Raw genomic sequence first — 24,659 nt, forward strand, 5'->3', positions numbered from 1 at the left:
GTCGCGCCGCTTTCGTGAATCCGCCGGGCCCGCGCCGGGGCGGCCCGGCGTCAGCCGAACCGGCGGGCCTTCGCCTCCGCCTCCTCGGGGCCGGCAGCCGGATCGTCCGGCGTGCGCGGCAGAGGCAGCACGACGGGGGTCGCGGTGCCGGCCGCGAGCGGGGCGGCGGTCTCGGGCCGTGCCGCGGCGGCGGGCTTCGCGGCCTCGGCCGCCGGCGCCGCGGATGCGCCCGTCGTCGCGGCGGGCGCGGCGGTGGCGAGCGGGGCGGCCGGGCGGCTCTCGCCGCGGTCGTCGAGATCCCCGGTCACGTCCTCCCTGAACTCGCCCGCGGGATCGCCCCTGCCGGGGCCGGCCAGCAGCTCGGTCGGCGCCTTCCACTCGAAGGCGTCGAGGCGCCCGCTCACCGGGGAGACCGGCGCCCAGGTCTCGGAGGCGATGCCGTCCGCGATCCAGAGCGGGTCGCGCGGGGCGTGGGCGGCCCGGGCCAGCCATTCGCGGGCACGGCCGGAGCCCGCTCCGTGCTCGGCCTCCTCGATGCGGGCCATCGTCAGGCAGGCGCGCACGGTCGGGCGGTCGTTGAGGAGCGGCTGCAGCGCCTCGCGGGCCTGCCCGAACTCCCGCGCCTCGTAGGCGGTCTGGGCCAGCGCGAGCCGCGCCTCGGGGTGCCAGGAGGAGAGCTTGGCGAGCGTCTCGGCGCGGGCCAGCCGGTCGCGCACGGAATCGCCCGTGCGCAGGTTGAGATAGACCTTGGCGAGGTCCGGGTGCGGGTTCGCCTTCCAGGCGGCCTCGACGATCTTGGCGGCCTTGCGCAGGTCGCCGGTGCGGGCGAGGAGCCGCCCCGCGATGGCGGCGGCCGGCACGAGGTCGGGCGCGAGCTTGACGGCCCTCAGCGCCCGCTCGGTGGCGATCTCGGGCTCGCCCGCCTCGCGGGTCTGGGCGGAGGCCGTGAGCAGCACGGCGCGCTGGCGGCGGGCCGAGCCCTTCTCGATCAGCCCGAGCGAGGCGCGGCGCTCCACGGTCTCCTGAGCACCCGCCCAGTCGCCGTCGGCGCATTGCGCCTCCAGCACGGCCTCGTTCGCCCAGGTGACGCTCGGCGCGAGGCGGGCCGCCTCGGTGGCGTAGGCGCGCGCGGCCGTCTCGTCCTCGCGGCGGCGGGCCTCGACGAACAGGCCGCGCAGGCCGAGCACCCGCGTCTCGGGGTCGTTCGCCATGCGTTGAAAGGCCTGCTCGGCGGCCTCCCGGTCGCCCGAGATCTGGGCGGCCTGGGCCTTCAGGAGCAGCGCCAGGGGCTCGGCGCCGAGCAGGCGCTCGGCGTCGCCCGCGTGGCGGCGGGCGGCCAGCGGGTCGCCGGAGCCGACCGCGACCATGCCGCGGGAGAGCGCCGTGAAGCCCTTGGCCCGGCGCCGCTCCCGCGAGCCGCGCACGATCGAGCCCGGCAGGCCGATCACGCCCCGCACGATGGCCCAGATGAAGCCGATCACCAGGGCGGCGACCAGCACGCCGACGAGGGCGATGGCGAGGCTGGTGGCCACCTCGTAGCCGTTCCAGACGATGGTGACCGTGCCGGGCCTGTCGGCGATCCAGACCGCCCCGAAGGCGGCGAGGGCTAGCAGGGCCAGGAAGGCGAGGGCGCGCCACATGGGATCGGGAACTCCTGTCAGGCGCCTGCGAGAGGCTCGTCAACGCGTGAAACACGGGCGAGGCCGGCGCAAGCCGGCCTCATGGATCGATCGGGGCAGCGCCTCAGCGGCCCGCCTCGGGCGGGGCGGCCTGGGGAGCCGGGGCCGGAAGACCCTTGAAGGCGTCCGAGAGGAGCGCCTGCGCTCCCTGCGCGGCGGCGGCCCGGGCCTTCAGCTTCGGGCCGAACCCGCCGGCCTGGGCGCGCGCATCCTCGGGCATCGCGTCGAAGGCCTGGGCGGCCTCGCGCAGGGCGCCCCGGTCGAGGGCGGCCTGGACCTTGGCGGCGGGGTCGCCCCCTGCCGCCTCGGCCGGGGGGGCATCGACCTTCCGGACCTGGATGATCGAATCCGCCATGCTGAGGAAGCGCTGCTTCAGGTCGCCCGTCTCCGCCACGTCCCTCGCCTCGGCCGAACGGCGGCTCGCCGCGATCTTCTGGGCGATCGGCCGGAACTCGGCGGCGAGTTCGGCCGCGCTCGGGGCGCCGCCTTCCGCGAAGGGGCCGAGCGCGTCGAGGCGGCTCGCATCCCCCGCCCCGAGCTTGCGCAGCACGCCGAGGGGCTCGGCGTAGGGCGCGCCGGTATTGAGGGCGGTGGCGATCCGGTCGGCGGTGACGACGCGCAGGGCCGCCTGAACGGTGGTGGCCTCGGCGCGCTGCGCGACCGCCTTGTCGAGGGCGGCGAGCCGGTCCTGCTGCTCCTGGAGCTGGCGCTCCAGGCCCTTGGCGGTCTCCTGGGCCTGCACCTTGCCGGCCTCGGCCGCCTGCTGGGCCGCCTGGGTCGCGGTTTGCACGGCCTCGGTCGCCGCCTTGACGCGGGCGTCGAGGGCCTGCTGAAGCCCGTCGAGGCGCTGGCCGATGGCCTGGTCGGCCTCCGCATTCGCCTTGATGCGCGACTCGACGTCCGCCTGCAGCGCGGCGAGCTTGGGCGCGAGGTCGTTGCCCGCCGGCTTCGCCTCGGGCCTGTCCTCGAGGGCCTTCAGGCGGGCGTCGAGGGCGGCGACCTTCTGGTTGCCGTCTCCCGCTGGCTGCGTCGTCAGCTTCGCGTCCCCCGGCTGCTCACGGCCGGGCTCCTCCTGCAGGGCCGAGACGCGCTGGTCGAGGCTGTCGAGCCGGGCGATCAGGTCGGCCGGCGCGGCCGTCGGGGCGGTGGGCGCGCCCTCCGCGCCGGGCGCGGCCGGGGCCGCCCCCGCCTTGTCGAGGGCCTGCCTGGCCTGCGCCTCCGCGCTGCGCACGGCCTCCGGCAGCGGCTTCAGCACGGCCTCGTTCGCCGCGACGCGCTTCTCCAGGCCGGCGATCGCGTCGCGGGGGGCGAGCCCGGCGAGGCGCTGGTCGAGGGCGGCATTCTGCTGCTGGGCGCCGCGGTTCGGGATCACGCCCGATTGCTCGACCGCGAGCAGGAGGCCGGCGCCGATCACGCCGCCGAGCAGGCTGGCGGCGAGGAGCGAGCCGAAGCCCGCGCCGCCGCGGCGCACCGGCTCGGCCGTGGCCTGCGATGCGGGGCCGGCTGCGGGGCCGGACGCGGGCTTGTCGGGGGCGGGCTTCGCGGCGGCGGCCGCGCCGGCTCCCGCCGCGGCGGCGCCCGGGGCGGGCTTGGCGGGCTCCGGATCGGGCACGCGCTTCGCCTTCAAGTCGAGGATCGGCCCGTCCGTGACCTTCTCGCCGGGCTTTCCGCCCGGCGGGGTGCTGCCCGCGAAGCCCGAGCGCGGCGGCTCGGCCTTGTTGGGCTCGGTCTTGTTGGGTTCGGTTTTGCCGGGTTCGAGCTTGCCGGCTTCGAGCTTGCCGGGCTCGGGTTTGACGGCGTCCGGCTTCGCGGGGCCGGGGATCGGCGCCCCGGCCATCGCCGCGCCGGCCGCCGTCGCGCCGGCCTTGGCGGGCTCGGATCTGCCGGGCTCGGTCTTGCTGGGCTCAATCCTGCCGGGCTCGAGCTTGCCCGCATCCGCCTTCGCCGGCTCGGTCTTGCCGGGCTCCGGCTTCGACGCGGCCGGGGAGGCGGCCGTGCCCGGGCCGGCCGCGGCGGGCTTCGCCGGCTCGGTGCCGGGCGTTGCCGGCTTCGCGCCCGGAATGACGGGGCCGGAGCGGGTCGGGTCGGATGTTCCGGGGGCGGGCTTCGGGGCATCGCCCGGCCGGCCTCCGGGGAGGGGGCCCGTGCCCGGGGCCTTGGCGGGCTCGAATTTCGACGCGCCGGGCTTCGGCGCGTCCGCCTTCACGGCGGGGCCGCTGCCGGGCTTGCCCGGGTCGGGGGCGCCGCCCCTGGCGGCATCCCTGAGACCGTCCTTGGGGCCATCCTTGGCACCTTGCGAGGATCCCGGGTTCGGTCCCGAAGACCCGGTGCCGGGACGGTTGGCGTCGCTCGAGGGTGGTTTCACGGCCCTTCTTCTCCCTTCTCGACGGTCCGCGCCGCCCCGGGCAACGAGGCAGCGGACGCAGGCGCGCCGCCGCTCGGACCGGGACGGGCATGACGGTGCGCCGCGCCGCTGCGGCCCTCTTCCCGGGGCCGCGATATCGGTCCCTCCTAGCACCGCGAGCCTCGCCGGGGCGAGACCCGTTGCCGGGACGGACGTCAGAACCTGTCCGCGAGCCCGGCGAGGAGGTCCTCCTCCCGGGGTCGCATGGCGACGAAATGGGCCGCGATCCCCCGCGCTTCCAGGGGCGCGGCCACGTCGTCCGACAGGCAGTAATGCCTGAGCCTGCCGAAAGCTCCGCCGTGACCGGCGGCCGCCGCCCGTTCGTACGCCACCTCCGCGCTGCGCCGCGAGTAGTGGAGGGCCGCGTCGAGCCGCCCGGCAGCGAGGGCCTGCGCCGCCGCCTCGGGCAGCCCCGCCACGGCCTCCGCGGCGTAGGCGACGAGGAGTGCGACCTCGTAGCCCGCGGCTGCGAGCGAGGCGGCGGGCTCGGCCTTGCGGTCCTCCCCGGCCGCGAGGAGGAGGCGGCAGCCCGGGGCGAACCGCGCGCGGACCCGGCCGGCCAGCGCCGCGCCGTCCCCTTCCGCCTCCTCGACCGGCCCGAGCCCGGCCGCGCGCGCCGCCGCCGCCGTGCGCGCGCCGACCGCCAGGACGGGGATGGCGCGCAGGCCCTCCATGCCGGGCGTGCGACCCAGCGCCTCGGCTCCGTTCGCGCTCGTGAGCAGGATCGCGTCCGGCCGGCCGGGCGGCAGCGGCGTGCCGGTCGGCCGAACCGCGAGGACGGGCGCCACCAGGGGCTCGTGCCCGAGTTCCGCGAGGCGGCGGCCCGTGCGCGAGGCCCCGGGCTCGGGGCGCGACACCCAGATCCGCATCGGCGCTCAGCTCAAACCTTCGAGATCGAGGCGCACGGCGTGGCGCGCGCTCGCGCCCGGCGGCAGGCTGCGCTGGGAATCGCGCTCCGCAAGGGTGCCCGCGAAGCCCGCCCAATCGGCGTGCCCCGTCCAGCATTCGAGGGAGAGGAAGGGGGCGGTCGGCTTCGTCCAGACCGCGAGATGCGGGAAATCCTCCACCGCCATGCGGATCGCCGCGCCCTCCGGCCCGGCGAAGCGGAGCCAGCGGCTCCGCGCGTTGCGAAACACCAGGGCCTCGGTGAAGAGCGCCGGGTCGAGGGGCAGGAGGCGCCCGTCGAGGGGCACTTCGCGCTCCTCGCGCACGAGCAGGCCGCCCGCGCCCACCTCCGGCACGCGCGGCGTCTCCGCCGCCTCGAATTCCACCGCGTAGCCGCCGCCCGCCGCGCGGGTGCCGCCGGCGAAGGGCCAGGGAAAGGCCGGGTGAAAGCCGACCGCGTAGGGCAGCGCGGTCCCGCCGGGATTCCCGACCGTGACCGTGAAGTCGAGCCCCGCCGGCCGGATCCGGGCCGTGATGTCGAGGCGGAAGGCGAAGGGGTAATGCGCCCGGGTCTCGTCCCCATCCGTCAGGCGCAGCGTCACGGCATCGTCGCGGCGTTCGACGACGGCGAAGGTCAGGTCGCGGGAGAAGCCGTGCTGGGCCATCGGATAGGTGTTTCCCCCCGCCCGGATGAGCCCGCCCGCGGAGGCGCCGACCACGGGGAAGAGCCAGGGTGCGTGCCGGTTCCAGTGCTCGGGATCGCCGCTCCACAGGTATTCGCGGCCGCCGGCCCGCCAGGAGACGGGCTCCGCGCCCGTCAGGGCGATGCGCGCCGTGCTGCCGTCCGAGGCGCCGAGTTCGACGACGTCGCTCATGTCTCACACCCCGTTCCGGCCCGTCCCGCGGGCAGGACAGGTCTCGCAGGGGCGGGGCGCGGGCACAAGCGCGGCGCCCCGCTCAGTCGAGCCGCCGCAAGCTGTCGAGATCGACCGGGCCGCCCTCGGCCTCGAAGCGGAGGCGGCCCGCCTCCTGCTGCGAGACGCCGCCGATCCGGTGCTCGCCGCTGTCGTAGGTGGTGATGCGCCCGTCCCGCTCGACGAGGAGGCGCCTTGCCTCGGGGAAGACGGCGTAGCGCATCCCGTCCTGGCTGCCGCTGGAGGCGGGCGCGCCGAGATCCTGCGGCCACCACGCCCCGCCGCCGGAGGCGGGCTTCATCGGCTCCAAGGGTTTCATCGGCTCCAAGGGCTTCATGGGTTCGAGCGGCTTCATCGGTTCCATCGGGTCCATCATCCGGCTCCTGTCTGTCCGGATGAGACGCGGAGCGCGGCGCTTGGTTGCCGCGTCTTCGCGTGCGCTTCCCGCGAGGCCCGGTCCTGCGCTAGGAAGGGCACGGATCAGCAGGAATCGGCAGAGCCCGTGAGGCCGGCACCCACGCGCACCCCCTCGGCAGGCGCCCGCGTCGCGGTCGGCGCCCGCTGGCGGCTGGCGCGCTGCCTCCTCGCCCTGCTGGCGATCCTCGCGCTGGCCGTGCCGGCCTCCGAGGGCCGCGCCGAGGTCGGCGCCCATCACGCGCTCGCCGAGCATCTCAGCCTCGACCTGGCGGAGCCGGGCTCCGACGCACATCCCGACGGGGCGCTCGCCCATCATTGCGCCCATTGCGCCTGCCATCAGGCCGTGACGGCGTCGCCGGCCGAGCCCGCCTCGTGCGCCGCCGCGGCCGAGATCCGCTTCCCCGCCCGCGCCGAGACCGGCCCCGCACGGCCCGCATCCCCGCCCCGCCGGCCGCCCCGCGCCTGAATCCCGAGGCGGCCCGGTCGCCGCCAACGACGCGCGCGGGAAAAAGCCCCGCGGCGTCGCCGATGCCTGTCCGCGCCCCGCGGTGATCCGCCGGGCCCTGCCGCGCCACGCGGCGTCACGGGATTGTCACAGCCATGTTTCGCATTCTCGCGGTTCCGGCCGCCCTCGCCGCGGGCGTCGCGGCGGGCCTTGCCGCGCCCGCCTTCTCGCCCGCGCTCCGAAGCGCGGCGGAGCCCCTCCTCGCGCGCCTGGGTGCCGCCACGGTCGCCGAGCGGCAGGCCGGGCACGATCACGGGCACCGGGATCACGCCCGTCACGATCATCCCGGTCGCGACCATGCCGATCACGACCATGCCGATCACGAACCTGCCGGCCACGATCACGCGGCCGGGCGGGAGGAGGGTGTCGTGACCCTGAACGCGTCGCAGATCGAGGCCGCCGGCATCCGCGTCGTGGCGGCCCGTCCCGGCACCCTCGCGCGCAGCCTCGCCGTGCCGGGCATCGTCGTGCCCGACGGGGAGCGCGTGGCGCGGGTCGCCGCCAAGGTGATCGGCACGGTGGCCGAATTGCGCAAGCGCCTCGGCGAGTCCGTCGAGGCGGGCGAGGTCGTGGCCGTGCTCGACAGCCGCGAGGTGGCGGAGGCGAAGAACGACTACATCGCCGCCCTCGTCGGGCAGGACCTGCAGGAAACCCTGTTCGAGCGCGACCACGCCCTCTGGGACAAGAAGATCTCGGCCGAGCAGCAATTCCTGCGCGCCCGCACCGGCCTCGTCGAGGCCCGGCTCAAGGTCGATCTCGCCCGCCAGAAGCTCTCGGCCCTCGGCGTGCCCGAGTCCGAGGTCGCCGCGCTCGCCGACAACCCGGTCGCCGCGAAGCCCGGGCCGGGCGAGGACGAGCACACGGTGGGCCTGCGGCGCGCGCCCCGCCTCGGCCTGCAGCGCTACGAATTGCGCGCGCCGATCGGCGGTCAGGTCATCGAGCGCCGGGTCGATCTCGGCGCCCCGGTCAACGACGAGGGCCAGGAGAAGGAGATCTACACGATCGCCGATCTCTCCCGCGTCTGGGTCGAGCTCGCGGTGCCGGTGGCCGATCTCGGCGGCATCCGGCCCGGGCAGGCGGTCTCGCTGATGCGCGGGGACGAGCCCGCCACCCCGGGCCGCATCGTCTTCGTGAGCCCGATCCTCGATCGCGAGACCCGCGCCGCCAAGGTCGTCGCCTCGGTGGAGAACCCGGATCTGGCCTGGCGCCCGGGCGCCTTCGCCAGCGTGCGCATCGCGCTCCCGGGCGAGCCGGCCCCGATCCTCGTGCCGAAGGCGGCGTTGCAGACCGTCGAGGGCGAGACGGTGGTGTTCGTCGCCCGCGCCGGGGGCTTCGCGAAGCGCCCCGTCACGCTCGGGCGCGGCGACGGGCAGGCGGTCGCCCTGGTGTCGGGCGTGGCGGAGGGCGAGGAGGTCGCCGCCGAGAACAGCTTCGTGCTGAAGGCCGAGCTCGGCAAGGCCGAGGCCGAGCACGGCCACTGAGGAGGCGCGCCATGATCGACCGCATCGTCGCGGGCGCCATCGCCCATCGCTGGCTCGTGCTGCTCGCTTCCCTGGGGCTCGCCGCCCTCGGTCTCGCGGCGGCCGCGAGGCTTCCCATCGACGCCGTGCCCGACATCACCAACAACCAGGTGCAGGTGAACGCGCTGGCGCCCCAGCTCTCGCCCGCCGACATCGAGGCGCAGGTCACCTACCCGCTGGAGACGGCGCTCGCCGGTATCCGGGGATTGGAGGTCACCCGCTCGCTCTCGCGCAACGGCTTTGCCCAGGTCACCGCGATCTTCAGCGAGGCGACGGATGTCTACTTCGCCCGCCAGCAGGTGAGCGAGCGCCTCGCCGAGGCCAAGGAGCGGATGCCGCCGGGCACCGAGCTGCGCCTCGGGCCGATCGCGACGGGCCTAGGCGAGGTGACGATGTGGAGCCTCGCCTTCGCCCTCCCGCACCGGACGGCCGAGCCCGGCCGGCCCGGCTTCCGGGCGGATGGCAGCTACCTGACGCCGGAGGGCGAGGTGCTGGCGCCGGGCTTCCAGCAGGCCGCCTATCTCCGCACGGTCCAGGACTGGATCGTGGCGCCCCAGCTCCGCACCGTGCCGGGCGTCGCCGGGATCGATTCCATCGGCGGCTACCGCAAGGAATACCGGGTCGAGCCGGACCCGGCCAAGCTGGTGGGCCTCGGCCTCTCCTTCGCCGACCTCGCGGCGGCGATCTCGGGCAACAACCAGAACCGGGGCGCGGCGACGATCGAGCGCAACGGCGAGGGCCTCGTGGTGCGCGCGAACGGGCGCGTCGAGAGCCCGGAGGAGATCGGCCGCATCGTCGTGGCGACCCGCAACGGCGTGCCCGTGCGCGTCTCGGACGTGGCGCGGGTCGGGATCGGGCGGGAGATCCGCACCGGCTCGGCGAGCGCCGACGGGGCGGAGGCCGTGATCGGCACCGCGCTCATGCGCATCGGCGAGAACAGCCGCACCGTGGCGGCCGCCGTCGACGCGCGGCTCGAGGAGATCGCCCGCACCCTGCCGCCCGGAGTCGCACTGCGCACGGTGCTCGACCGCTCCGTGCTCGTCGACGCCACCATCCGCACCGTGGCGACGAACCTCGCCGAGGGCGCGCTCCTCGTGGTGGCGGTGCTGTTCCTGCTGCTCGGCAACGTCCGGGCGGCCCTGATCGCGGCGCTCGTGATCCCGATCGCCATGCTGATGACCGTCATCGGCATGGTCGAGACCCGGGTCAGCGCCAACCTGATGAGCCTCGGCGCCCTCGATTTCGGCCTCATCGTCGACGGTGCCGTGATCATCACCGAGAACGCGCTGCGCCGCCTCGCCGAGGCGCAGCGCGCGCTCGGGCGCCCCTTGCGCGAGGCGGAGCGCGTCGAGGCCGTGCGGCTCTCCGCAGAGGAGATGATCCGCCCGACCGTCTACGGGCAGGCGATCATCATCCTCGTCTACGTGCCGCTCCTCACCTTCACGGGGGTCGAGGGGAAGATGTTCGCGCCGATGGCCCTGACGGTGATCCTCGCCCTCGTCTCGGCCTTCGTCCTCTCCCTTACCTTCGTGCCGGCGCTGATCGCGATCCTGATCCGGGGGCCGGTCGCGGAGGGCGAGAACCGGCCCGTGCGGGCGCTCGCGGCCCTCTACCGGCCGCTCCTCGGGGCGGCCCTGCGCCGGCCCGTCCCGGTGGTCGCGGCCGCCGGGCTCCTCGTCGCCGGCAGCCTCGTCCTGGCCGGTCGGCTGGGCCAGGAATTCATGCCCCAGCTCGACGAGGGCAACATCGCGCTCCACGCGATGCGCATCCCCTCCACCGCCCTCGGCCAGTCCCAGGCCATGCAGATCGGCGTCGAGAGGGCGGTCTCCGGCCAGCCCGAGGTCGCCTTCGTCTTCTCGAAGACGGGCACCGCCGAGATCGCCTCCGACCCGATGCCGCCCAACGTCTCGGACACCTTCGTGATGCTGAAGCCCCGCGCCGAGTGGCCGGACCCGAGCCTGCCGAAGGCGGCGCTCGTCGCCCGGATCGAGACGGCGGTCGAGGCCCTGCCCGGCAACGCCTACGAGTTCACGCAGCCGATCCAGATGCGCTTCAACGAGCTTCTGGCCGGCACCCGCGGCGACCTCGCCGTGAAGGTGTTCGGCGAGCGCTTCGAGACGATGCTGCCGGTGGCGAACCGCGTCGCGGCCGCGCTTCGCGCCACGCGCGGCGCCGAGGACGTGAAGGTCGAGCAGGCGGTCGGGCTGCCGGTGCTCGACATCCGGATCGACAAGGGGGAGATCGCGCGACTCGGCCTCAGCCACCGGGCGGTGCAGGACGTGATCGGGGCGGCGATCGGCGGCCACGAGGCCGGCACGCTGTTCGAGGGGGACCGGCGCTTCCCCATCGTGGTGCGCCTCGCCGAGGATCCGCGCGCCGACCTCGACGTGCTGAAGGCGCTGCCCGTGCCGCTGCCGCGGGGGGAGCGCGCGGCCACGGTGCCCCTGCGCCAGGTCGCGGATTTCGCGGTGACGGAGGGGCCGAACCAGATCTCCCGCGAGAACGGCAAGCGGCGGGTCGTCGTCACGGCGAACGTGCGCGGGCGCGACATCGCCTCCGTCGTGGCCGAGGCGCAGGCGCGCGTCGCGGGCGTGGCGCTGCCGGCCGGGTCCTGGATCGCCTGGGGCGGCCAGTTCGAGAACCTCGCGGGCGTGCGCCAGCGGCTCGCGCTCGCCGTTCCCGCCTGCTTCGTCCTGATCCTCGTCCTCCTCTACGGGGCGCTGGGATCGTTCCGCGACGCGATCCTCGTGTTCAGCGCCGTGCCGCTCGCGCTGACGGGCGGCCTCGCGGCGCTCTGGCTCCGGGGCATGCCGCTCTCGGTGCCGGCGGCGGTGGGCTTCATCGCGCTCTCGGGAATCGCGGTGCTGAACGGCCTCGTGATGCTCACCCGCGTGCGCCAGGAGCGGGAGGCGGGCCTCCCGCTCGCGGCCGCGATCCGCGAGGGCGCGCTCGCGCGGCTGCGGCCCGTGGTGATGACCGCCCTCGTGGCCTCCCTCGGCTTCCTGCCGATGGCGCTCGCGACGGGCACGGGGGCCGAGGTGCAGCGCCCGCTCGCCACCGTCGTCGTCGGCGGCCTGATCAGCGCCACGCTGCTCACCCTCCTCGTGCTGCCGGCCCTGTACCGGCTGTTCGGGGCGGCCGACCGGGCCGAGGCGCCCGCCTGGGTCGCCGGGGCGGAGGAGGGGCGGGCTTGAGCCGGCCCGGCTTCGGGCACACATTGCCCGCTCCCCGCAGGAGGAGGCTCGGATGTCGGAGCACGTCTACAAGGTGGTCGAACTCGTCGGCTCCTCGACGGTATCGATCGAGGACGCGATCCAGGGCGCCATCGAGCGCGCGAGCCGGACGGTGCGGAACCTCCGCTGGTTCGAGGTGCTCGAGACGCGCGGCCAGGTCGCCGACGGCAAGGTCCAGCACTATCAGGTGACGCTGAAGGTCGGCTTCACCATGGAGGATGCCTGAGCGCGGCGGCCGCGACGGACGTCTCCAGGGAGCGGAATGGGGCGGTCAGCCCACCCGCGCGGCCGGGCTCCCTGCCTCGGGATGCGCCGGGCCTGAACGAGGCGGGTCGCGGTCGCGCGGATCGCCCATGAAGATCCGCGCGCCTTGATCTTGCGCGGAGTCGCGGAATGGTCCGGCGCCCGGCATCGTTGCTGGCGCAACCTTCAATTGCAAAATCGTTCCAAGATTAACTCTCGCTTATCAGTCCTCGTCGCATTCAAAATACGTCTCTTGAGAATGCGCGGTCCTCCCCTATGCGTCTGTCCTTGAAAGTCGTCCTGATCGGCTCCATCGGCCTGCTCGGCTTGGCTGCGGCCGGGCAGGGCGCCGTCAACGTCGCCAAGCTCTCCTCGATCCGGCAGGACGTGCACGAGGTCGCCGTCAACTGGCTCCCCTCGGTCACCGCGATCCAGGAGATCAGCACGGGGACCCGCGAGATCCGCGTGAAGATCTACCGCTACGTCGTGGCCTCCGAGACGCCGCAGGCGCTCGCCGAGAACGGCAGGGCCCTCGACGACAGCCACCGCAGCCTCGACGCCCTGCGGCGCACCTACGAGCCGCTGATCTCTTCGCCCGAGGAGCGCGCGTTCTACGACGCGTTCCAGGCGAGCTGGAAGCGCTACATTGATCAGGAGACCCAGGCGCGCGGCCTGATGGATGCCGGCCGCAAGGCGGAGGCGCTCGCCCTGGTGACGAGTTCCGAGATGGCCCGCCTCAACAAGGACGCGATGCAGGCGCTCGCCCGCAGCGTTGATCTCAACAAGAAGGGCGCGGCCGAGAACAGCGCCGCCGCCGTTCAGGCGATCGGCTCGGCGACGGTCGCGGCCTACGTGGCGACGGCCCTGTCCCTCGTCGTCGGCCTCGCGGCGGCCCTGTTCAGCCTGCTCGGCATCGCCCGGCCGATCGAGCGGATGACGGCGGCGATGAGCCGTCTGGCGGGGGGCGATGCGGCCGCCGAGGTTCCGGCCAAGGGGCGGCGCGACGAGATCGGCGACATGGCCGCGGCCGTGCAGGTCTTCAAGGACAACCTGATCCGCACGCGGCAGCTCGAGGAGGAGACGGCGCTCGCCCGCGCTGGCGCCGAGGCGCAGCGCAAGGCGGCGATGCGGGAGATGGCGGACGGCTTCGAGCGCGCGGTGAGCGGCATCGTCGGCACCGTGACCGCCGCCGCGACCGAGTTGCAGGCCACCGCCCAGACCATGACGGCGACCGCCTCGGAGACCGCGGGCCAGTCGGGCACCGTGGCGGTCGCCGCCGAGGAGGCCGCCTCCAACGTCAACACCGTCGCGGCGGCGGCGGAGGAACTCGGCTCCTCGGTCTCCGAGATCGGCCGGCAGGTCTCGGGCTCGGCCCATCTCGCCCAGCTCGCCGCCAGCGAGGCGGGCCAGACGAGCGCGCTGGTGCAGGAACTCAGCGCGGCCGCCACCCGCATCGGCGACGTCGTGGCGATGATCTCGACGATCGCGGGCCAGACCAACCTGCTCGCGCTCAACGCGACGATCGAGGCGGCGCGCGCCGGCGAGGCGGGCCGGGGCTTCGCGGTCGTGGCGGCCGAGGTGAAGGAGCTCGCCAACCAGACCGCGCGGGCGACCGAGGAGATCTCGGGCCAGATCACCCGCATCCAGGGCTCGACCGGCCAGGCGGTCTCGGCCATCGGCGGCATCGCGGGCCGGATCCAGGAGATCAGCGCGGTCGCCACCACCATCGCGGCGGCGGTCGAGGAGCAGGGCGCGGCGACGCAGGAGATCGTGCGCAACATCACCCAGGCCGCCACGGGCACGGGGGAGGTCACGGCGAACATCGCGGGCGTCGCCCAGGCCGCCGAGGAGACGGGCGCGGCGGCGACCCAGGTGCTCGGCGCGGCCTCCGACCTGTCGCGGCAGTCGGAGCACCTCAACGCCGAGGTCTCGCGCTTCCTCGCCACCGTCAGGGCCGCCTGATCCGGGCGCGGTGCGGCGCGGAAGCCACAACCTGAAGTGTATTCAGGCCGCGCGCAGGACTTTCCGGCCCGGCGCCTTGTGCCGGCCGGCGCGCGGCTTAGCCTCAGCCTTGCCCGCCCGTAGCTTCCGGCGGGCAACCTCCATCTCGGGCGCGTCGGAAACGACGCTCCCTTTTTTTGTCTCGTGCGTTGCTGGAAGCCCGGGGCGGAACGTCGTCCGCGCCGGGGCCTGGATCGTTCCTTGCAGGGTGCGCCGTCACGATGTCGATCTCGCTGGCCATGCCGATCACCGAAGCCGCGCTCTTCACCGCGGGCTGCGCCGTCATCCACGCTCAGCGCGGTCGCGCGGAGCAGGTGACGGTGGCGCTGGCCTGCCTCGTGGTGCTGCTCGCCTTCGCGCTGGGCATCGCCAGCCTGCCGGAGGGCCTGCTGCGCGAGCAGGCCCCGATCGCCTTCAACCCGGATTCCGCGCTCGACTGAGCCCCGCCTTCAGGCCGCCCGCGCCCGCGCGGCGGGGCCGGCCCCGCGGGCCGGGACGCCGCGCCGCCGGCCCGCGACCACGTCGAAATCGTCTTTCGGCAGCCGGGCGAGGAAGCGCTCGGCCAGCTCGACGACGAGGGCGTCCGGCCGCACGCGCTCGATGTATTCCCAGTCGAGATGGGCGGACCAGACGAAGTGCACCTCCGCGAAGCTCTCGGCCAGCAGCCCCGTGAGCAGGATCGGGGCGAAATGCGCGAAGGAATCGCCGAACAGGACCAGCCGGCGCGGATCGATGCCGGGACCGGCGTTCCGGTAGATCACGTGCGCGCCCGTGTGCGGCGCGTCCCCACGCCCCGCCGCCTCGTGGGCCTCGACGAGGGCGTTCGCGTAGCGTCGCACCGCGTGGCGCTGCAGGTCCCAATGCGTTGCGGTCTCGCGGGGCGCGCCCGGCAGCTTGCCGCCGAGGTCGCGCACGAGGTCGAGGTCGAAGCGGGGGCGCTCGCCGATATCGGCGGGCGGAACGGCGCCGAGCGCCCGCATCACTTCGCGGTAGGCGAGCAGGCAGCCGTCGACCGTCCAGTGGGTGTCGGTCCGCTGGTAGAGGGGCACCGGGCCGTCGCGGGCGGCGCGGAAGGGCGTCAGCAGGTCGACATAGCCGGGAAGCCCCATCAGCCGCCGGGCGAGGAGGCGCGTCGAGGCCCGGCCCGGATCGTAGGCGAGGTCGCGGGTCATGTTGTCGTAGACCGAGAGCTTGGCGGGCACGATCGCGTGGACGCAGCGGATGCCGAGCCCGGCCGCCCGCGCGGTGCGCGCCTCGATCAGGCGGGCCCAGCGGCGCAGGTGCCACCAGCGCAGCAGCCCCCCGCCGTACTGGTCGAGGGCGCGGTTGCTGCCGCCGGTGAGGAAGAGCCAGCCGTCCCGCCCGACATGGACGGTATCCCGAGATTTGCGGAGCATGGCGCGTCTGTAGCCGAGGGGCGCCAGCGGCGATACCGCCCGGGACCCGGGCTGCCTCCTCTGCGTTGCCGGGCATGGAGAGCCTCGACCTTCGGATGCCCGACGCGCCGGCGCCTCGCCCGGCGGCGCGCCCCGCCCGCCTCTGGCGCCCGCGCCGCGTCCTCGTCACCCCGGCGGCCCTGGACCACGCCCACGGGCGCGCGATGCTGGCCCGCCTCGAAGGGCAGGGGCTTCCCGTCGAGCGGCTCCCCGCGAACCGGCTCACGGGCCTGCGGGGGGCGGACCCGCGCCGGGCCTACGCGCAGGCCAAGGCGACGCTCGCCCTCGTCGTCGCGCCGCCGACCAAGCTGAGGCTCCAGCCGATCCCGCCCTCGGCCGACTGGCGCTTCGACCTCGCCGAGGGCTGCCCGGCGCATTGCCAGTACTGCTATCTCGCGGGCTCGCTCTCCGGGCCGCCGGTGACGCGGGTCTACGCCAATCTCGACGCGATCCTGGGAAACCTCGCCTCCTACGCCGGGCACGGCGCGGTCACCTCGGCCTCGGAGGCGCGCGCGGGGGAGGGGACCACCTTCGAGGCCTCCTGCTACACCGACCCCCTCGGGATCGAGCACCTGACGGGCTCGCTCGGCGCCGCGATCCGGCATTTCGGCGCCTGGGACGCGCCGGTGCAGCTGCGCGTCACCACGAAGTTCGCCGCGGTCGAGCCCCTGCTCGGGCTGCCCCACAACCGGCGCACCCGCCTGCGCTTCTCGGTCAACGCCGCGAAGGCCGCCCGCTACGAGGGCGGCACCGCCCCTCTGCCCGAGCGCCTCGCTGCGATGGGCGCGGCGGCGCGGGCGGGATACCCGGTCGGGCTCACCATCGCGCCGATCCTCGCCTTCGAGGGCTGGCGCGAGGGCTACGCCGCGCTGATCGCGGATGCCGCCCGCGCGCTCGCGGGCGTGCCCGACCTCGACCTGACGGCCGAGCTCATCACGCACCGCTTCACGCCGGGCTCGAAGAAGGTGCTGGAGGGCTGGTATCCGGGCTCGGACCTGCCGATGGAGGAGGCCGCGCGCAGCCGCAAGCTCACCAAGTTCGGCGGCGTGAAATACGTCTTCCCACGCGACCTGATGGCGGAGATGCGCGGCACGCTGACGGCGCTCCTGGCGCGGGACCTGCCGGCGGCGCGGGTCCTGTACTGGACGTGAGGGATGCGCGCCGGATCGCGCAGCCTGCCCTGGACCTGCCGCCCGCCCGCGCCATTTCGGGCCGATGCACCGCCCCGGCGACCCCTCCGACCCGCTGATCCTGACGCTCGAACTCGACGCGGAGACCTTCGCGCGGTTCGATGGCCTGCGGCGGCGCCACTTCCCGGAGCGGCTGAACCACATCCCGGCCCACGTCACCCTGTTCCACCACCTGCCGGGTCCGGAAGAGCGCGGCGTGACCGAGACGGTCGCGGCCCTCGTGCGCACGGTGGCGCCGCCCGAGGTCGCGGTGACGGGCCTGCGCTTCCTCGGCCGCGGCGTCGCCTTCAACCTCGAATCGGAGGCGCTGTCGGGCCTCCGGGCGCGCCTCGCCCGCGCCTTCGAGGGGCACCTCACCGCGCAGGACCGGCAGGGATTCCGCCCGCACGTCACCGTTCAGAACAAGGTGGAGCCGGAGGTCGCCCGCGCGCTCCAGGCTGGGCTGGAACAGGATTTCCGCCCATTCCGTTTCACCGCTCCGGGGCTCATCCTGTGGCGCTATCTCGGCGGTCCCTGGGAGGAGCGCGCCCGGTTCGCGTTCGGAGCCTTCTCGTGAGCCTGCCCGCAACCCCCTCTCGGAAGGCAAGCCGGTGAAGGCGCTCCACTCCGCCCGCGGGAATCCGCTCTTCGGCCGGGCGATGGGGGTGTGGCTGCGGCTTCGCCTCAACGAGGTCGGGCCGCTCGCCGCCCTGCTCATCCTCAGCCTCCTCGGCTTCGGCTTCTTCGCGCTCGCCGACGCGGTGGGCGAGGGATCGACCGCGGCCCTCGACCGCCGGATCCTGCTGGCGCTGCGCAACCCGGCCGACCTCGCCGACCCGGTCGGCCCGCGCTGGCTCGAGGAGACGATGCGCGACATCACCGGGCTCGGCAGCGTCTTCACCATCGTCTTCGTCACGGCGGCCGTCGCCGCCTACCTCGCGCTCGCGGGCAAGCAGCGCCTCGCCGCCTTCGTGGTGGCGGCGGTGGGCGGGGGCGAGATCGTCTCGACGGTGCTGAAGCTGTTCTACCACCGGCCGCGGCCGGACCTCGTGCCGCACGGCATGGAGGTGTTCACCGCGAGCTTCCCGAGCGGGCACGCCATGATGTCGGCGATCGCCTACCTCACGCTCGCCACGCTGCTCGCCCGGGTCGATCCGCACCGGCGCGTCAAGGCGCTGGTTCTCACGCTCGGCATCTTCATCACGCTCTGCGTCGGGATCAGCCGGGTCTATCTCGGCGTGCACTGGCCGAGCGACGTCCTGGCCGGCTGGTGCGTCGGCGCGGCCTGGGCGGCCCTGTGCTGGTTCGTCGCGCTGCAGCTCCAGCGCCGGGGCGAGGTCGAGGCGCCGGACCCGCCCCCGCCGGCCTGAAGCCTCGGAACACTCCCTCCGAAGCCCGCGTTCGCCCCGTTGAGCGGCCGCCGATCCGGCCGGGCCGCCGCGCCCGGCCACCGATCGCACCCGGCCTCACGACCCCCTTCGAGCACGCGAGAGCCCATGGCGGACGACGATCTCCATCTGTCCCGGCGCAACCTCCTGCGGGCGGGCGGCGCGACGCTGACCGGCGCGGCGCTCGCCATGGCGAGCCCGGCCTCGGCGGCGCAGAACCCGCCGGGCGGGCCGGCCGTGCCGGCCGATACGGGGGCCGTCCAGGGCAGCCGGATCGTCTTCCCGAACTGGCGCGGCCCCGGCGACCGGACGCCGCCGCCCCCGCCCGCGCCGATGCCGCTGGAGAAGCGCGTCGGCTTCTGCCTCGTCGGCCTCGGGCGCCTCAGCCTGGAAGAGCTGCTGCCGGCCTTCGCGGAGAGCAAGAAGGCCCGGATCGTCGCGCTGATGTCGGGCTCGCCCGACAAGGCCAAGCTCGTCGCGCAGCAATACGGGGTCGCGCCGGACGCGGTCTACGGATACGGCGACTGGGACAGGCTGAAGCAGAACGCCGCGGTGCAGGCGGTCTACATCGTCACCCCGAACGCGGTCCATCGCGACCAGGTGATCGCGGCGGCCGGGGCGGGCAAGCACGTGCTCTGCGAGAAGCCGATGGCGGCGAACTCCGCCGAGGCCCGCGACATGATCGCCGCCTGCGAGCGGGCGAACGTGCGGCTGATGATCGCCTATCGCTGCCAGTACGAGCCCTACAACCGCGAGGTGGCGCGCCTCGTCCGCTCCGGCGCCTACGGCCGGCCGCGGCTGATCCAGGCGTTCAATGGCCAGACCACGGGCCTGCCCGAGCAATGGCGCCTCAAGAAGGCGCTGGCGGGCGGGGGCGCGCTGCCCGACATCGGCATCTACTGCCTCAACACGGCGCGCGCCGTCCTCGGCGAGGAGCCGGTCTCGGTGCAGGCGCAGATCTTCTCGCCGCCCGAGGATCCGAAATTCGCCGAGGTCGAGGAGACGGTGAGCTTCACCCTCCGCTTCCCCTCGGGCACGATCGCGCAATGCCTGACGAGCTACGGCGTCCACGAGGCGCGGCGCATGAGCGTGCACACGCAGGCCGCCGACATCGCGCTCGAGAACGCCTTCGCCTACGAGGGCCAGCGCCTGATCGTCTCCCACAAGGACGGCCCGCAGGAATCGCGCGACAACCGCGTGCTGGCGCAGAAGAACCAGTTCGCCCTGGAGATCGACCACTTCGCCCGCTGCGTGCTGGAGAACCGCCGCCCGCGCACGCCCGGCGAGGAGGGGCTGCAGGACCACGTGCTGATGGAGGCGATCTACGAATCCGCCCGCACGGGTGCGCCCGTCACGGTCGGGCCGCCCCCGGGCGCGGGCGGCGGCCTCGACGTGACCCGCGGGCCGGAACTCGACGAGGCGGGCTGAGCCCCGCGGCCGGGCGGCCCCTTTCGCCCGCGCCGCCCATGCCGTAAGGGGCCGGGGATCCACCCCCCGACAGCTCCCGGACCCCTTCGGCACGCATGATACGCCTCGAGAAGATCGGCAAGCAGAACGGCCGGCAACTCGTCTTCGTCGAGGCGTCCGCCGCCCTGCAGAAGGGCGAGAAGGTCGGGCTCGTCGGCCCGAACGGCGCCGGCAAGACGACCCTGTTCCGGATGATCACGGGCCAGGAGGAGCCCGACGAGGGCCAGGTCCTGGCCGAGCGCGGCATCACGATCGGCTATTTCAGCCAGGATGTCGGCGAGATGTCGGGGCGCAGCGTCGTCTCGGAGGTGATGGCGGGCGCAGGGCCCGTCAGCGTCGTCGCGGCGGAGCTGAAGGAGATCGAATCGGCGCTGGCCGATCCCGACCGGATGGACGAGATGGAGGCCCTCGTCGAGCGCTACGGCGAGGTGCAGGCCCGCTTCGAGGAGCTCGACGGCTACGCCCTCGAAGGCCGCGCCTACGAGGTGCTCGCCGGCCTCAGCTTCAGCCAGGAGATGATGGACGGCGATGTCGGGCGCCTCTCGGGCGGCTGGAAGATGCGCGTCGCGCTCGCCCGCATCCTCCTGATGCGGCCCGACGTGATGCTGCTCGACGAGCCGAGCAACCACCTCGACCTGGAGAGCCTGATCTGGCTCGAATCCTTCCTCAAGGGTTACGACGGCGCCCTGCTGATGACCTCGCACGACCGCGAGTTCATGAACCGGATCGTCACCAAGATCGTCGAGATCGACGGCGGCGCGCTCACCACCTATTCGGGCGACTACGCCTTCTACGAGCAGCAGCGGGCGCTCAACGAGTCGCAGCAGCAGGCGCAGTTCGAGCGCCAGCAGGCGATGCTCGCCAAGGAGATCAAGTTCATCGAGCGCTTCAAGGCCCGGGCGAGCCACGCCGCGCAGGTCCAGAGCCGGGTGAAGAAGCTCGACAAGATCGAGCGCGTCGAGCCGCCCAAGCGCCGGCAGACGGTGCTGTTCGACTTCCCGCCCGCGCCCCGCTCGGGCGACGACGTGGTCAGCCTGAAGAACGTGCACAAGCGCTACGGCAGCCGCAGCATCTATGCCGGCCTCGACTTCGCGGTGCGGCGCAGGGAGCGCTGGTGCGTGATGGGCATCAACGGCGCCGGCAAGTCCACCCTGCTCAAGCTCGTCACGGGCACGGCGCAGCCCGACGACGGCACGGTGGCGCTCGGCGGCAGCGTCAAGCTCGGCTACTTCGCGCAGCACGCCATGGACCTCCTCGACGGCGAGCGCACGGTGTTCCAGTCCCTGGAGGACGCCTTCCCCCAGGCGGGGCAGGGCTCGCTGCGGGCGCTGGCCGGCTGCTTCGGCTTCTCGGGCGACGACGTGGAGAAGCGCTGCCGGGTGCTCTCGGGCGGCGAGAAGGCCCGGCTGGTGATGGCCTTGATGCTGTTCGACCCGCCGAACTTCCTCGTCCTCGACGAGCCCACCAACCACCTCGACATGGCGACGAAGGAGATGCTGATCACGGCGCTCTCGGGCTACGAGGGCACCATGCTGTTCGTCTCCCACGACCGGCACTTCCTGTCCGCGCTCTCGAACCGGGTGCTCGAACTGACGCCCGAGGGCATCCACCAGTACGGCGGCGGCTACACCGAGTACGTGGCCCGCACCGGCCAGGAGGCGCCGGGCCTGCGGAGTTGAAGCCCCGGCGCGCCGGGCTCAGGGCGCCCCGCCGGAGAACCGGGCGCGGTAATCCTGGGGGCTGACGCCGAGGCGGCGCAGGAACGCGCGCCGCAGCGTCTCCTCCGAGCCGAAGCCGCAGCGGGCCGCGACCTGCTTGACCGGCAGGCGGGTGTCGGTGAGGAGCCGGCGCGCCGCCTCGATGCGCAATTCCTCCACCGCCTCGGCGGGGCTGCGCCCGGTGGCGCTCTGGTAGTGGCGGCCGAAGCTGCGCAGGCTCATCCCGGCCCGCGCCGCGAGCCGGGGCACCGAGAGGTCGGCGGCGAGGTTGTCGGCCATGAAGGCGTGGAGCGGCCCGAAGCGGTCGTCGGCCGCCTGGAGGTCGAGGGCCGCCGAGAACTGGGCCTGCCCGCCCGGCCGCTTCAGGAAGACGACGAGGTGGCGGGCCACCGCTAGGGCCGCGGCGCGTCCGAGATCGGCCTCGACCAGGGCGAGGGCGAGGTCGATCCCCGCCGTCACGCCGGCCGAGGTCCAGACGGAGCCGTCGCGCACGAAGATCGGGTCGGCCTCGACCCGCACCGCGGGGTAGCGCGCAGCGAGGCGCGCGCAGCAGCCCCAATGCGTCACCGCCCGGCGCCCGTCGAGCAGGCCGGCCTCCGCCAGCAGGAAGGCGCCGGTGCAGACGGACACGACGCGCTCGGCCGAGGCGGCGCGCCGCACCACCCAGTCCCGCAGCGGCGCCCGCTCGGCGGCCGCGAAGATCCCGGTCCCGCCCGGGATCAGCAGCGTCCCGAGCGGCGTCCCCGGGTCCGGCAGCGGGTCGGTCGCGAGGCTGAGCCCGGCCGAGGCCGCGACCGGGCCTGCGCCCTCGGAGACGAGCCGCGTCGCGTAGGCCTCCGTTCCCGTCAGCTCGTTGGCGCTGGCGAAGACCTGCAGCGGCCCCGCCGCGTCGAGGACCTGCAGGTCCGCGAAGGCGAGGACCTCGACGCTATGCCGGGGCTTTGGCCGAAAGCGAGGGGGGATTGGCATCTCGGCCGCAGCATCGCCCGCTAGTCTCCGGTCGTCCATCCCTGAGCTCGAGCCCCATGAACGACGCGACACCCTCCCCGAACCCCGAGACCCGTCCGCCGCTGGAGATCGGCTTCCTGCTCTTCCCCGGAATCCAGCAGCTCGACCTGACCGGCCCCTACGAGGTCTTCGCCACGCTGCCCGGCACCCGGATCCATCTCGTGGCGGCGCAGCACGGCCCCGTCCGGAGCGTCACCGGCCTCCCCCTGATGCCGACCGCGACCTTCGCCGAATGCCCGCCCCTCGACGTGGTCTGCGTGCCCGGCGGGCTCGGCATGCTGGCGCTCCTCGAGGACGAGGCGACGCTCGCCTTTCTCCGCCGGCAGGCGGCGGGCGCGCGCTTCGTCACGGCGGTCTGCACGGGCGCGCTGGTGCTGGGGGCGGCCGGGCTCCTCCGCGGGCGGCGGGCCACGACCCATTGGGCGCTCCACGACGCGCTGGCCGCCTTCGGGGCGATTCCCGTGGCGGAGCGGGTGGTGCGGGACGGGAGCGTCGTCACCGGCGGCGGCGTCACGGCCGGGATCGATTTCGCGCTCACGCTGGCGGCCGAGCTCGCCGACCCGGTCGACGCCGAGGCGGTGGGCCTGCTCCTCGAATACGCTCCCGCCCCGCCCTTCGCCTCGGGCCGGCCGGAGACGGCCTCGCCCGCGATCCTCGCCCGCTGCGCGGCGTGGATGGAGGCGGACCGGGCGGAGGCGGAGGCGCGCATCGCCGCGGCGGCGCGGCGGGCGGCCTGAGGCGGCGGATCGTCCGGGCGGCCCCTCAGCTCGCCTGCAGCGCCGCGAGCGGCGCCTTGAGGGCGAGCGTCACCCCCGTCTCGGGATAGCCGAGATGCACCTCCGCGCCGATCCCGTCGGCGAGGCTGCGCTCGATCAGGCGGGAGCCGAAGCCGCGCCGGCTCGGCGTCTTCACGGGCGGCCCGCCGACCTCCTGCCAGCGGAAATTCAGGCGTGGCTCGCCGGAATCCGCCTCCTGCCCCCAGGTCACCGCGACGTGCCCCTCCGGCGTCGAGAGGGCGCCGTACTTCGCGGCGTTGGTGCCGAGCTCGTGCAGGACGAGGGCGACCGAGAGGGCGGATTTCGGCCCGAGCGTCATGTCCGGCCCCGAGATCCGGAAGCGCTCGGCGTCGCCGTGCCCGTGCAGGCGCGCCGTGCCCTCCACGAGGGTGCGCAGGCTCGCCTCGGTCCAGCTGCCCTGGAGCAGGAGGTCGTGCGCCTGGGCGAGCGCGAGGAGCCGCGCGGTGACGGCCTCCCGGGCCTCCGGCAGGGTGGCGTCCCCGCGCAGGGTCTGCAGGCAGATGGCCTGGACCAGGGTCAGGGTGTTCTTCACCCGGTGGGCGAGTTCCTGCATCAGCAGGCGCTGGCGCTCCTCGGCGAGCTTGCGCTCGGTGATGTCGACCGAGGCGCCGGCGAAGCGGGCGGGCTTCCCGTCTGCATCCGGCACGAGGCGCCCGCGGGCGAGGATCCAGCGGACGCTGCCGTCCGGCTGGAGGATGCGGTACTCGCAGGAGAACTCGTCGCCCTGCGCGAAGGTGCGGTCGAGGGCCGCCTGGAAGGCGGGCATGTCGGCGGGGTGGAAATTGCGGATGTACTCGGAGAGCGGCGCGCCGCGCGCCGCGCGCTCGGGATCGACCGTGTAGATGCGGGCGAAGTTCCCGTCGGCGTAGACGAGGTCGTCGACGAGGTCCCAGTCCCAGGTGCCGATCATGCCGGCGGCTCCGAGGGCGAGGCTCAGGCGCTCCTGGCTCGCGGCGAGGCGCTCCTCGGCCTTCGCCTTCTCCCGACGCAGCCGTTCCTGGGCGAGCGCGGCCTCGATCGCCTCCGCCAGAAGCTCCCGGAAATGGCCGGCCACGTCCTTCAGCACGTAGTCGGCGGCGCCGGCCTTGAGGGCGGAGACGGCGATCCGCAGGTCGTCCGAGCCGGTGACGTAGATCACCGGCGGCGGGCTCGGCAGGGCCCGGATGCGCGCCAGGATGTCGAGGCCGGTCTCGCCGGGCAGGTGATGGTCGAGGGCGATGGCGTCGATGCCGCCCTCCGCGACGCGGGCGAGCCCGGCGGCGCCGTCGGCCGCGTGCTCGACGAGGATGTCGCGCGACCGCAGCGCCCGCGCCACGAGGCGGACGAGGCCCGAATCGTCGTCGATGTAGAGGATGCGCAGGGCCACCGCGGGTCACGAACTCCATCGGCAGACCGGACGGCCGGGCAAGCGCGACGCCGATTCATCGCACGCCATTGAAGCCGCAAAAGGGCAACGCGGATCAGGGAGTCTCGGGCACCTGCATGACCGAGAAGAACAGTCCGAGCTGGCGGATCGCGTTGGCGAAACCTTCATAGTTCACGGGCTTCGTCACGTAGACATTGCAGCCCAGATCGTAGCAGCGCTGGATCTCGCGCTGGTCGTCGGTGGTGGTCAGCACCACGACGGGCGAGCGGCGCAGGTGCTCGTTGCCCTTCACCTTGGCCAGGATGTCGATCCCGGTCATGTCCGGCAGGTTGAGGTCGAGCAGGATCAGCAGGGAGCGCCCGGCCTGGACCCGCCCCGAGCCGTCCGGCCCGAGGAGGTAGGCGAGCGCCGCGGTGCCGTCGCGGAAGCCCGTGATCTCGTTGTTGACGCCGGCGCGGCGGATGTTGCGCTCGATCAGGCGGGCATGCCCCTCGTCGTCCTCCACCATG

Annotated in this window: 21 protein-coding genes; 12 read left to right on the forward strand and 9 right to left on the reverse strand. The window is 74.3% G+C overall.

Annotated elements, in window-relative coordinates:
* Window positions 1-50: 50 nt before the first annotated feature.
* The 5 genes from J2X36_RS12045 to J2X36_RS12065 all read right to left on the reverse strand — a co-directional run bounded on the left by J2X36_RS12045 (window position 51) and on the right by J2X36_RS12065 (window position 6,246).
* Complete coding sequence (locus J2X36_RS12045) at window positions 51-1,640, reverse strand: heme biosynthesis HemY N-terminal domain-containing protein (RefSeq protein ID WP_310349934.1); 1,590 nt, start codon at window positions 1,638-1,640, stop codon at window positions 51-53.
* Window positions 1,641-1,743: 103 nt separating this feature from the next.
* Entirely contained in the window at window positions 1,744-4,044 is a 2,301-nt protein-coding gene (locus J2X36_RS12050; protein WP_310349936.1) for a translation initiation factor 2, read from the reverse strand.
* A 194-nt stretch (window positions 4,045-4,238) separates the two neighbouring features.
* The gene (locus J2X36_RS12055; protein WP_310349938.1) at window positions 4,239-4,952 is read right to left on the reverse strand and encodes a uroporphyrinogen-III synthase; all 714 of its coding nucleotides are present in this window, start codon (window positions 4,950-4,952) and stop codon (window positions 4,239-4,241) included.
* A 6-nt stretch (window positions 4,953-4,958) separates the two neighbouring features.
* Window positions 4,959-5,843 (reverse strand): aldose 1-epimerase family protein, encoded by an 885-nt coding sequence (locus J2X36_RS12060; protein WP_310349940.1) that lies wholly within the window; start codon window positions 5,841-5,843, stop codon window positions 4,959-4,961.
* A gap of 82 nt (window positions 5,844-5,925) precedes the next feature.
* Window positions 5,926-6,246: a hypothetical protein gene (locus tag J2X36_RS12065; protein WP_310349942.1), complete on the reverse strand. Its 321-nt coding sequence runs from the start codon at window positions 6,244-6,246 to the stop codon at window positions 5,926-5,928.
* A gap of 138 nt (window positions 6,247-6,384) precedes the next feature.
* On the opposite strand from J2X36_RS12065, the gene J2X36_RS12070 reads away from it, so the two are divergent.
* The 6 genes from J2X36_RS12070 to J2X36_RS12095 all read left to right on the forward strand — a co-directional run bounded on the left by J2X36_RS12070 (window position 6,385) and on the right by J2X36_RS12095 (window position 14,241).
* Window positions 6,385-6,765, forward strand: coding sequence for a hypothetical protein (locus J2X36_RS12070; protein WP_310349944.1), 381 nt, complete (start codon window positions 6,385-6,387; stop codon window positions 6,763-6,765).
* 134 nt (window positions 6,766-6,899) lie between these two features.
* Window positions 6,900-8,285 (forward strand): efflux RND transporter periplasmic adaptor subunit, encoded by a 1,386-nt coding sequence (locus J2X36_RS12075; RefSeq protein WP_310349946.1) that lies wholly within the window; start codon window positions 6,900-6,902, stop codon window positions 8,283-8,285.
* An 11-nt stretch (window positions 8,286-8,296) separates the two neighbouring features.
* A complete protein-coding gene (locus tag J2X36_RS12080) occupies window positions 8,297-11,518 on the forward strand; it encodes a CusA/CzcA family heavy metal efflux RND transporter (protein WP_310349947.1) in 3,222 nt (1,073 codons plus the stop codon).
* 52 nt (window positions 11,519-11,570) lie between these two features.
* Window positions 11,571-11,783, forward strand: coding sequence for a dodecin (locus J2X36_RS12085; protein ID WP_132253735.1), 213 nt, complete (start codon window positions 11,571-11,573; stop codon window positions 11,781-11,783).
* Window positions 11,784-12,076: 293 nt separating this feature from the next.
* Entirely contained in the window at window positions 12,077-13,762 is a 1,686-nt protein-coding gene (locus J2X36_RS12090) for a methyl-accepting chemotaxis protein (RefSeq protein ID WP_310349950.1), read from the forward strand.
* Between the two features lie 260 nt (window positions 13,763-14,022).
* Window positions 14,023-14,241: a hypothetical protein gene (locus J2X36_RS12095; RefSeq protein ID WP_132253740.1), complete on the forward strand. Its 219-nt coding sequence runs from the start codon at window positions 14,023-14,025 to the stop codon at window positions 14,239-14,241.
* Between the two features lie 9 nt (window positions 14,242-14,250).
* Here J2X36_RS12095 and J2X36_RS12100 read toward each other — a convergent pair whose 3' ends face one another.
* Complete coding sequence (locus J2X36_RS12100) at window positions 14,251-15,198, reverse strand: alginate O-acetyltransferase AlgX-related protein (protein ID WP_310349952.1); 948 nt, start codon at window positions 15,196-15,198, stop codon at window positions 14,251-14,253.
* A gap of 95 nt (window positions 15,199-15,293) precedes the next feature.
* On the opposite strand from J2X36_RS12100, the gene J2X36_RS12105 reads away from it, so the two are divergent.
* From J2X36_RS12105 to J2X36_RS12125, 5 genes are all read left to right on the forward strand, one after another.
* The gene (locus tag J2X36_RS12105) at window positions 15,294-16,388 is read left to right on the forward strand and encodes a spore photoproduct lyase family protein (protein ID WP_310349954.1); all 1,095 of its coding nucleotides are present in this window, start codon (window positions 15,294-15,296) and stop codon (window positions 16,386-16,388) included.
* A gap of 64 nt (window positions 16,389-16,452) precedes the next feature.
* Entirely contained in the window at window positions 16,453-16,983 is a 531-nt protein-coding gene (locus J2X36_RS12110) for a 2'-5' RNA ligase family protein (RefSeq protein WP_132253747.1), read from the forward strand.
* 82 nt (window positions 16,984-17,065) lie between these two features.
* Window positions 17,066-17,776, forward strand: coding sequence for a phosphatase PAP2 family protein (locus tag J2X36_RS12115; RefSeq protein WP_310350089.1), 711 nt, complete (start codon window positions 17,066-17,068; stop codon window positions 17,774-17,776).
* Window positions 17,777-17,902: 126 nt separating this feature from the next.
* Window positions 17,903-19,222 carry a Gfo/Idh/MocA family oxidoreductase gene (locus J2X36_RS12120; RefSeq protein WP_310349956.1) on the forward strand — a complete coding sequence of 440 codons (1,320 nt, stop codon included), beginning with the start codon at window positions 17,903-17,905 and terminating at the stop codon, window positions 19,220-19,222.
* A gap of 95 nt (window positions 19,223-19,317) precedes the next feature.
* Window positions 19,318-20,940: an ABC-F family ATP-binding cassette domain-containing protein gene (locus J2X36_RS12125; protein WP_132253751.1), complete on the forward strand. Its 1,623-nt coding sequence runs from the start codon at window positions 19,318-19,320 to the stop codon at window positions 20,938-20,940.
* 18 nt (window positions 20,941-20,958) lie between these two features.
* Here J2X36_RS12125 and J2X36_RS12130 read toward each other — a convergent pair whose 3' ends face one another.
* Window positions 20,959-21,948: a GlxA family transcriptional regulator gene (locus J2X36_RS12130; RefSeq protein WP_310349959.1), complete on the reverse strand. Its 990-nt coding sequence runs from the start codon at window positions 21,946-21,948 to the stop codon at window positions 20,959-20,961.
* A gap of 56 nt (window positions 21,949-22,004) precedes the next feature.
* Here J2X36_RS12130 and J2X36_RS12135 point away from each other — a divergent pair, with 56 nt between their 5' ends.
* Window positions 22,005-22,724, forward strand: a complete 720-nt coding sequence (locus J2X36_RS12135; RefSeq protein WP_310349961.1) for a DJ-1/PfpI family protein — start codon at window positions 22,005-22,007, stop codon at window positions 22,722-22,724.
* A gap of 25 nt (window positions 22,725-22,749) precedes the next feature.
* Here the strand turns inward: J2X36_RS12135 and J2X36_RS12140 are convergent, their stop codons facing one another.
* The gene (locus J2X36_RS12140) at window positions 22,750-24,150 is read right to left on the reverse strand and encodes an HWE histidine kinase domain-containing protein (protein ID WP_310349963.1); all 1,401 of its coding nucleotides are present in this window, start codon (window positions 24,148-24,150) and stop codon (window positions 22,750-22,752) included.
* 94 nt (window positions 24,151-24,244) lie between these two features.
* On the reverse strand, window positions 24,245-24,658 hold the full coding sequence (locus J2X36_RS12145; protein ID WP_310350090.1) for a response regulator: 414 nt from the start codon (window positions 24,656-24,658) through the stop codon (window positions 24,245-24,247).
* Window position 24,659 lies beyond the last annotated feature (1 nt).

Origin of the sequence: Methylobacterium sp. BE186 (assembly GCF_031457035.1) — a bacterium.
Classification (GTDB): domain Bacteria; phylum Pseudomonadota; class Alphaproteobacteria; order Rhizobiales; family Beijerinckiaceae; genus Methylobacterium; species Methylobacterium segetis.

Bases quoted from the DNA above. Each gene is read 5' to 3' on its own strand.
- J2X36_RS12075 (WP_310349946.1), top strand. From the start codon at position 6,900: ATGTTTCGCATTCTCGCGGTTCCGGCCGCCCTCGCCGCGGGCGTCGCG.
- J2X36_RS12105 (WP_310349954.1), top strand. From the start codon at position 15,294: ATGCCCGACGCGCCGGCGCCTCGCCCGGCGGCGCGCCCCGCCCGCCTC.
- J2X36_RS12130 (WP_310349959.1), bottom strand. From the start codon at position 21,948: ATGCCAATCCCCCCTCGCTTTCGGCCAAAGCCCCGGCATAGCGTCGAG.
- J2X36_RS12060 (WP_310349940.1), bottom strand. From the start codon at position 5,843: ATGAGCGACGTCGTCGAACTCGGCGCCTCGGACGGCAGCACGGCGCGC.
- J2X36_RS12135 (WP_310349961.1), top strand. From the start codon at position 22,005: ATGAACGACGCGACACCCTCCCCGAACCCCGAGACCCGTCCGCCGCTG.
- J2X36_RS12110 (WP_132253747.1), top strand. From the start codon at position 16,453: ATGCACCGCCCCGGCGACCCCTCCGACCCGCTGATCCTGACGCTCGAA.
- J2X36_RS12045 (WP_310349934.1), bottom strand. From the start codon at position 1,640: ATGTGGCGCGCCCTCGCCTTCCTGGCCCTGCTAGCCCTCGCCGCCTTC.
- J2X36_RS12145 (WP_310350090.1), bottom strand. From the start codon at position 24,658: ATGGTGGAGGACGACGAGGGGCATGCCCGCCTGATCGAGCGCAACATC.
- J2X36_RS12085 (WP_132253735.1), top strand. From the start codon at position 11,571: ATGTCGGAGCACGTCTACAAGGTGGTCGAACTCGTCGGCTCCTCGACG.
- J2X36_RS12055 (WP_310349938.1), bottom strand. From the start codon at position 4,952: ATGCGGATCTGGGTGTCGCGCCCCGAGCCCGGGGCCTCGCGCACGGGC.
- J2X36_RS12100 (WP_310349952.1), bottom strand. From the start codon at position 15,198: ATGCTCCGCAAATCTCGGGATACCGTCCATGTCGGGCGGGACGGCTGG.
- J2X36_RS12065 (WP_310349942.1), bottom strand. From the start codon at position 6,246: ATGGAACCGATGAAGCCGCTCGAACCCATGAAGCCCTTGGAGCCGATG.
- J2X36_RS12120 (WP_310349956.1), top strand. From the start codon at position 17,903: ATGGCGGACGACGATCTCCATCTGTCCCGGCGCAACCTCCTGCGGGCG.
- J2X36_RS12095 (WP_132253740.1), top strand. From the start codon at position 14,023: ATGTCGATCTCGCTGGCCATGCCGATCACCGAAGCCGCGCTCTTCACC.
- J2X36_RS12125 (WP_132253751.1), top strand. From the start codon at position 19,318: ATGATACGCCTCGAGAAGATCGGCAAGCAGAACGGCCGGCAACTCGTC.
- J2X36_RS12090 (WP_310349950.1), top strand. From the start codon at position 12,077: ATGCGTCTGTCCTTGAAAGTCGTCCTGATCGGCTCCATCGGCCTGCTC.
- J2X36_RS12080 (WP_310349947.1), top strand. From the start codon at position 8,297: ATGATCGACCGCATCGTCGCGGGCGCCATCGCCCATCGCTGGCTCGTG.
- J2X36_RS12115 (WP_310350089.1), top strand. From the start codon at position 17,066: ATGGGGGTGTGGCTGCGGCTTCGCCTCAACGAGGTCGGGCCGCTCGCC.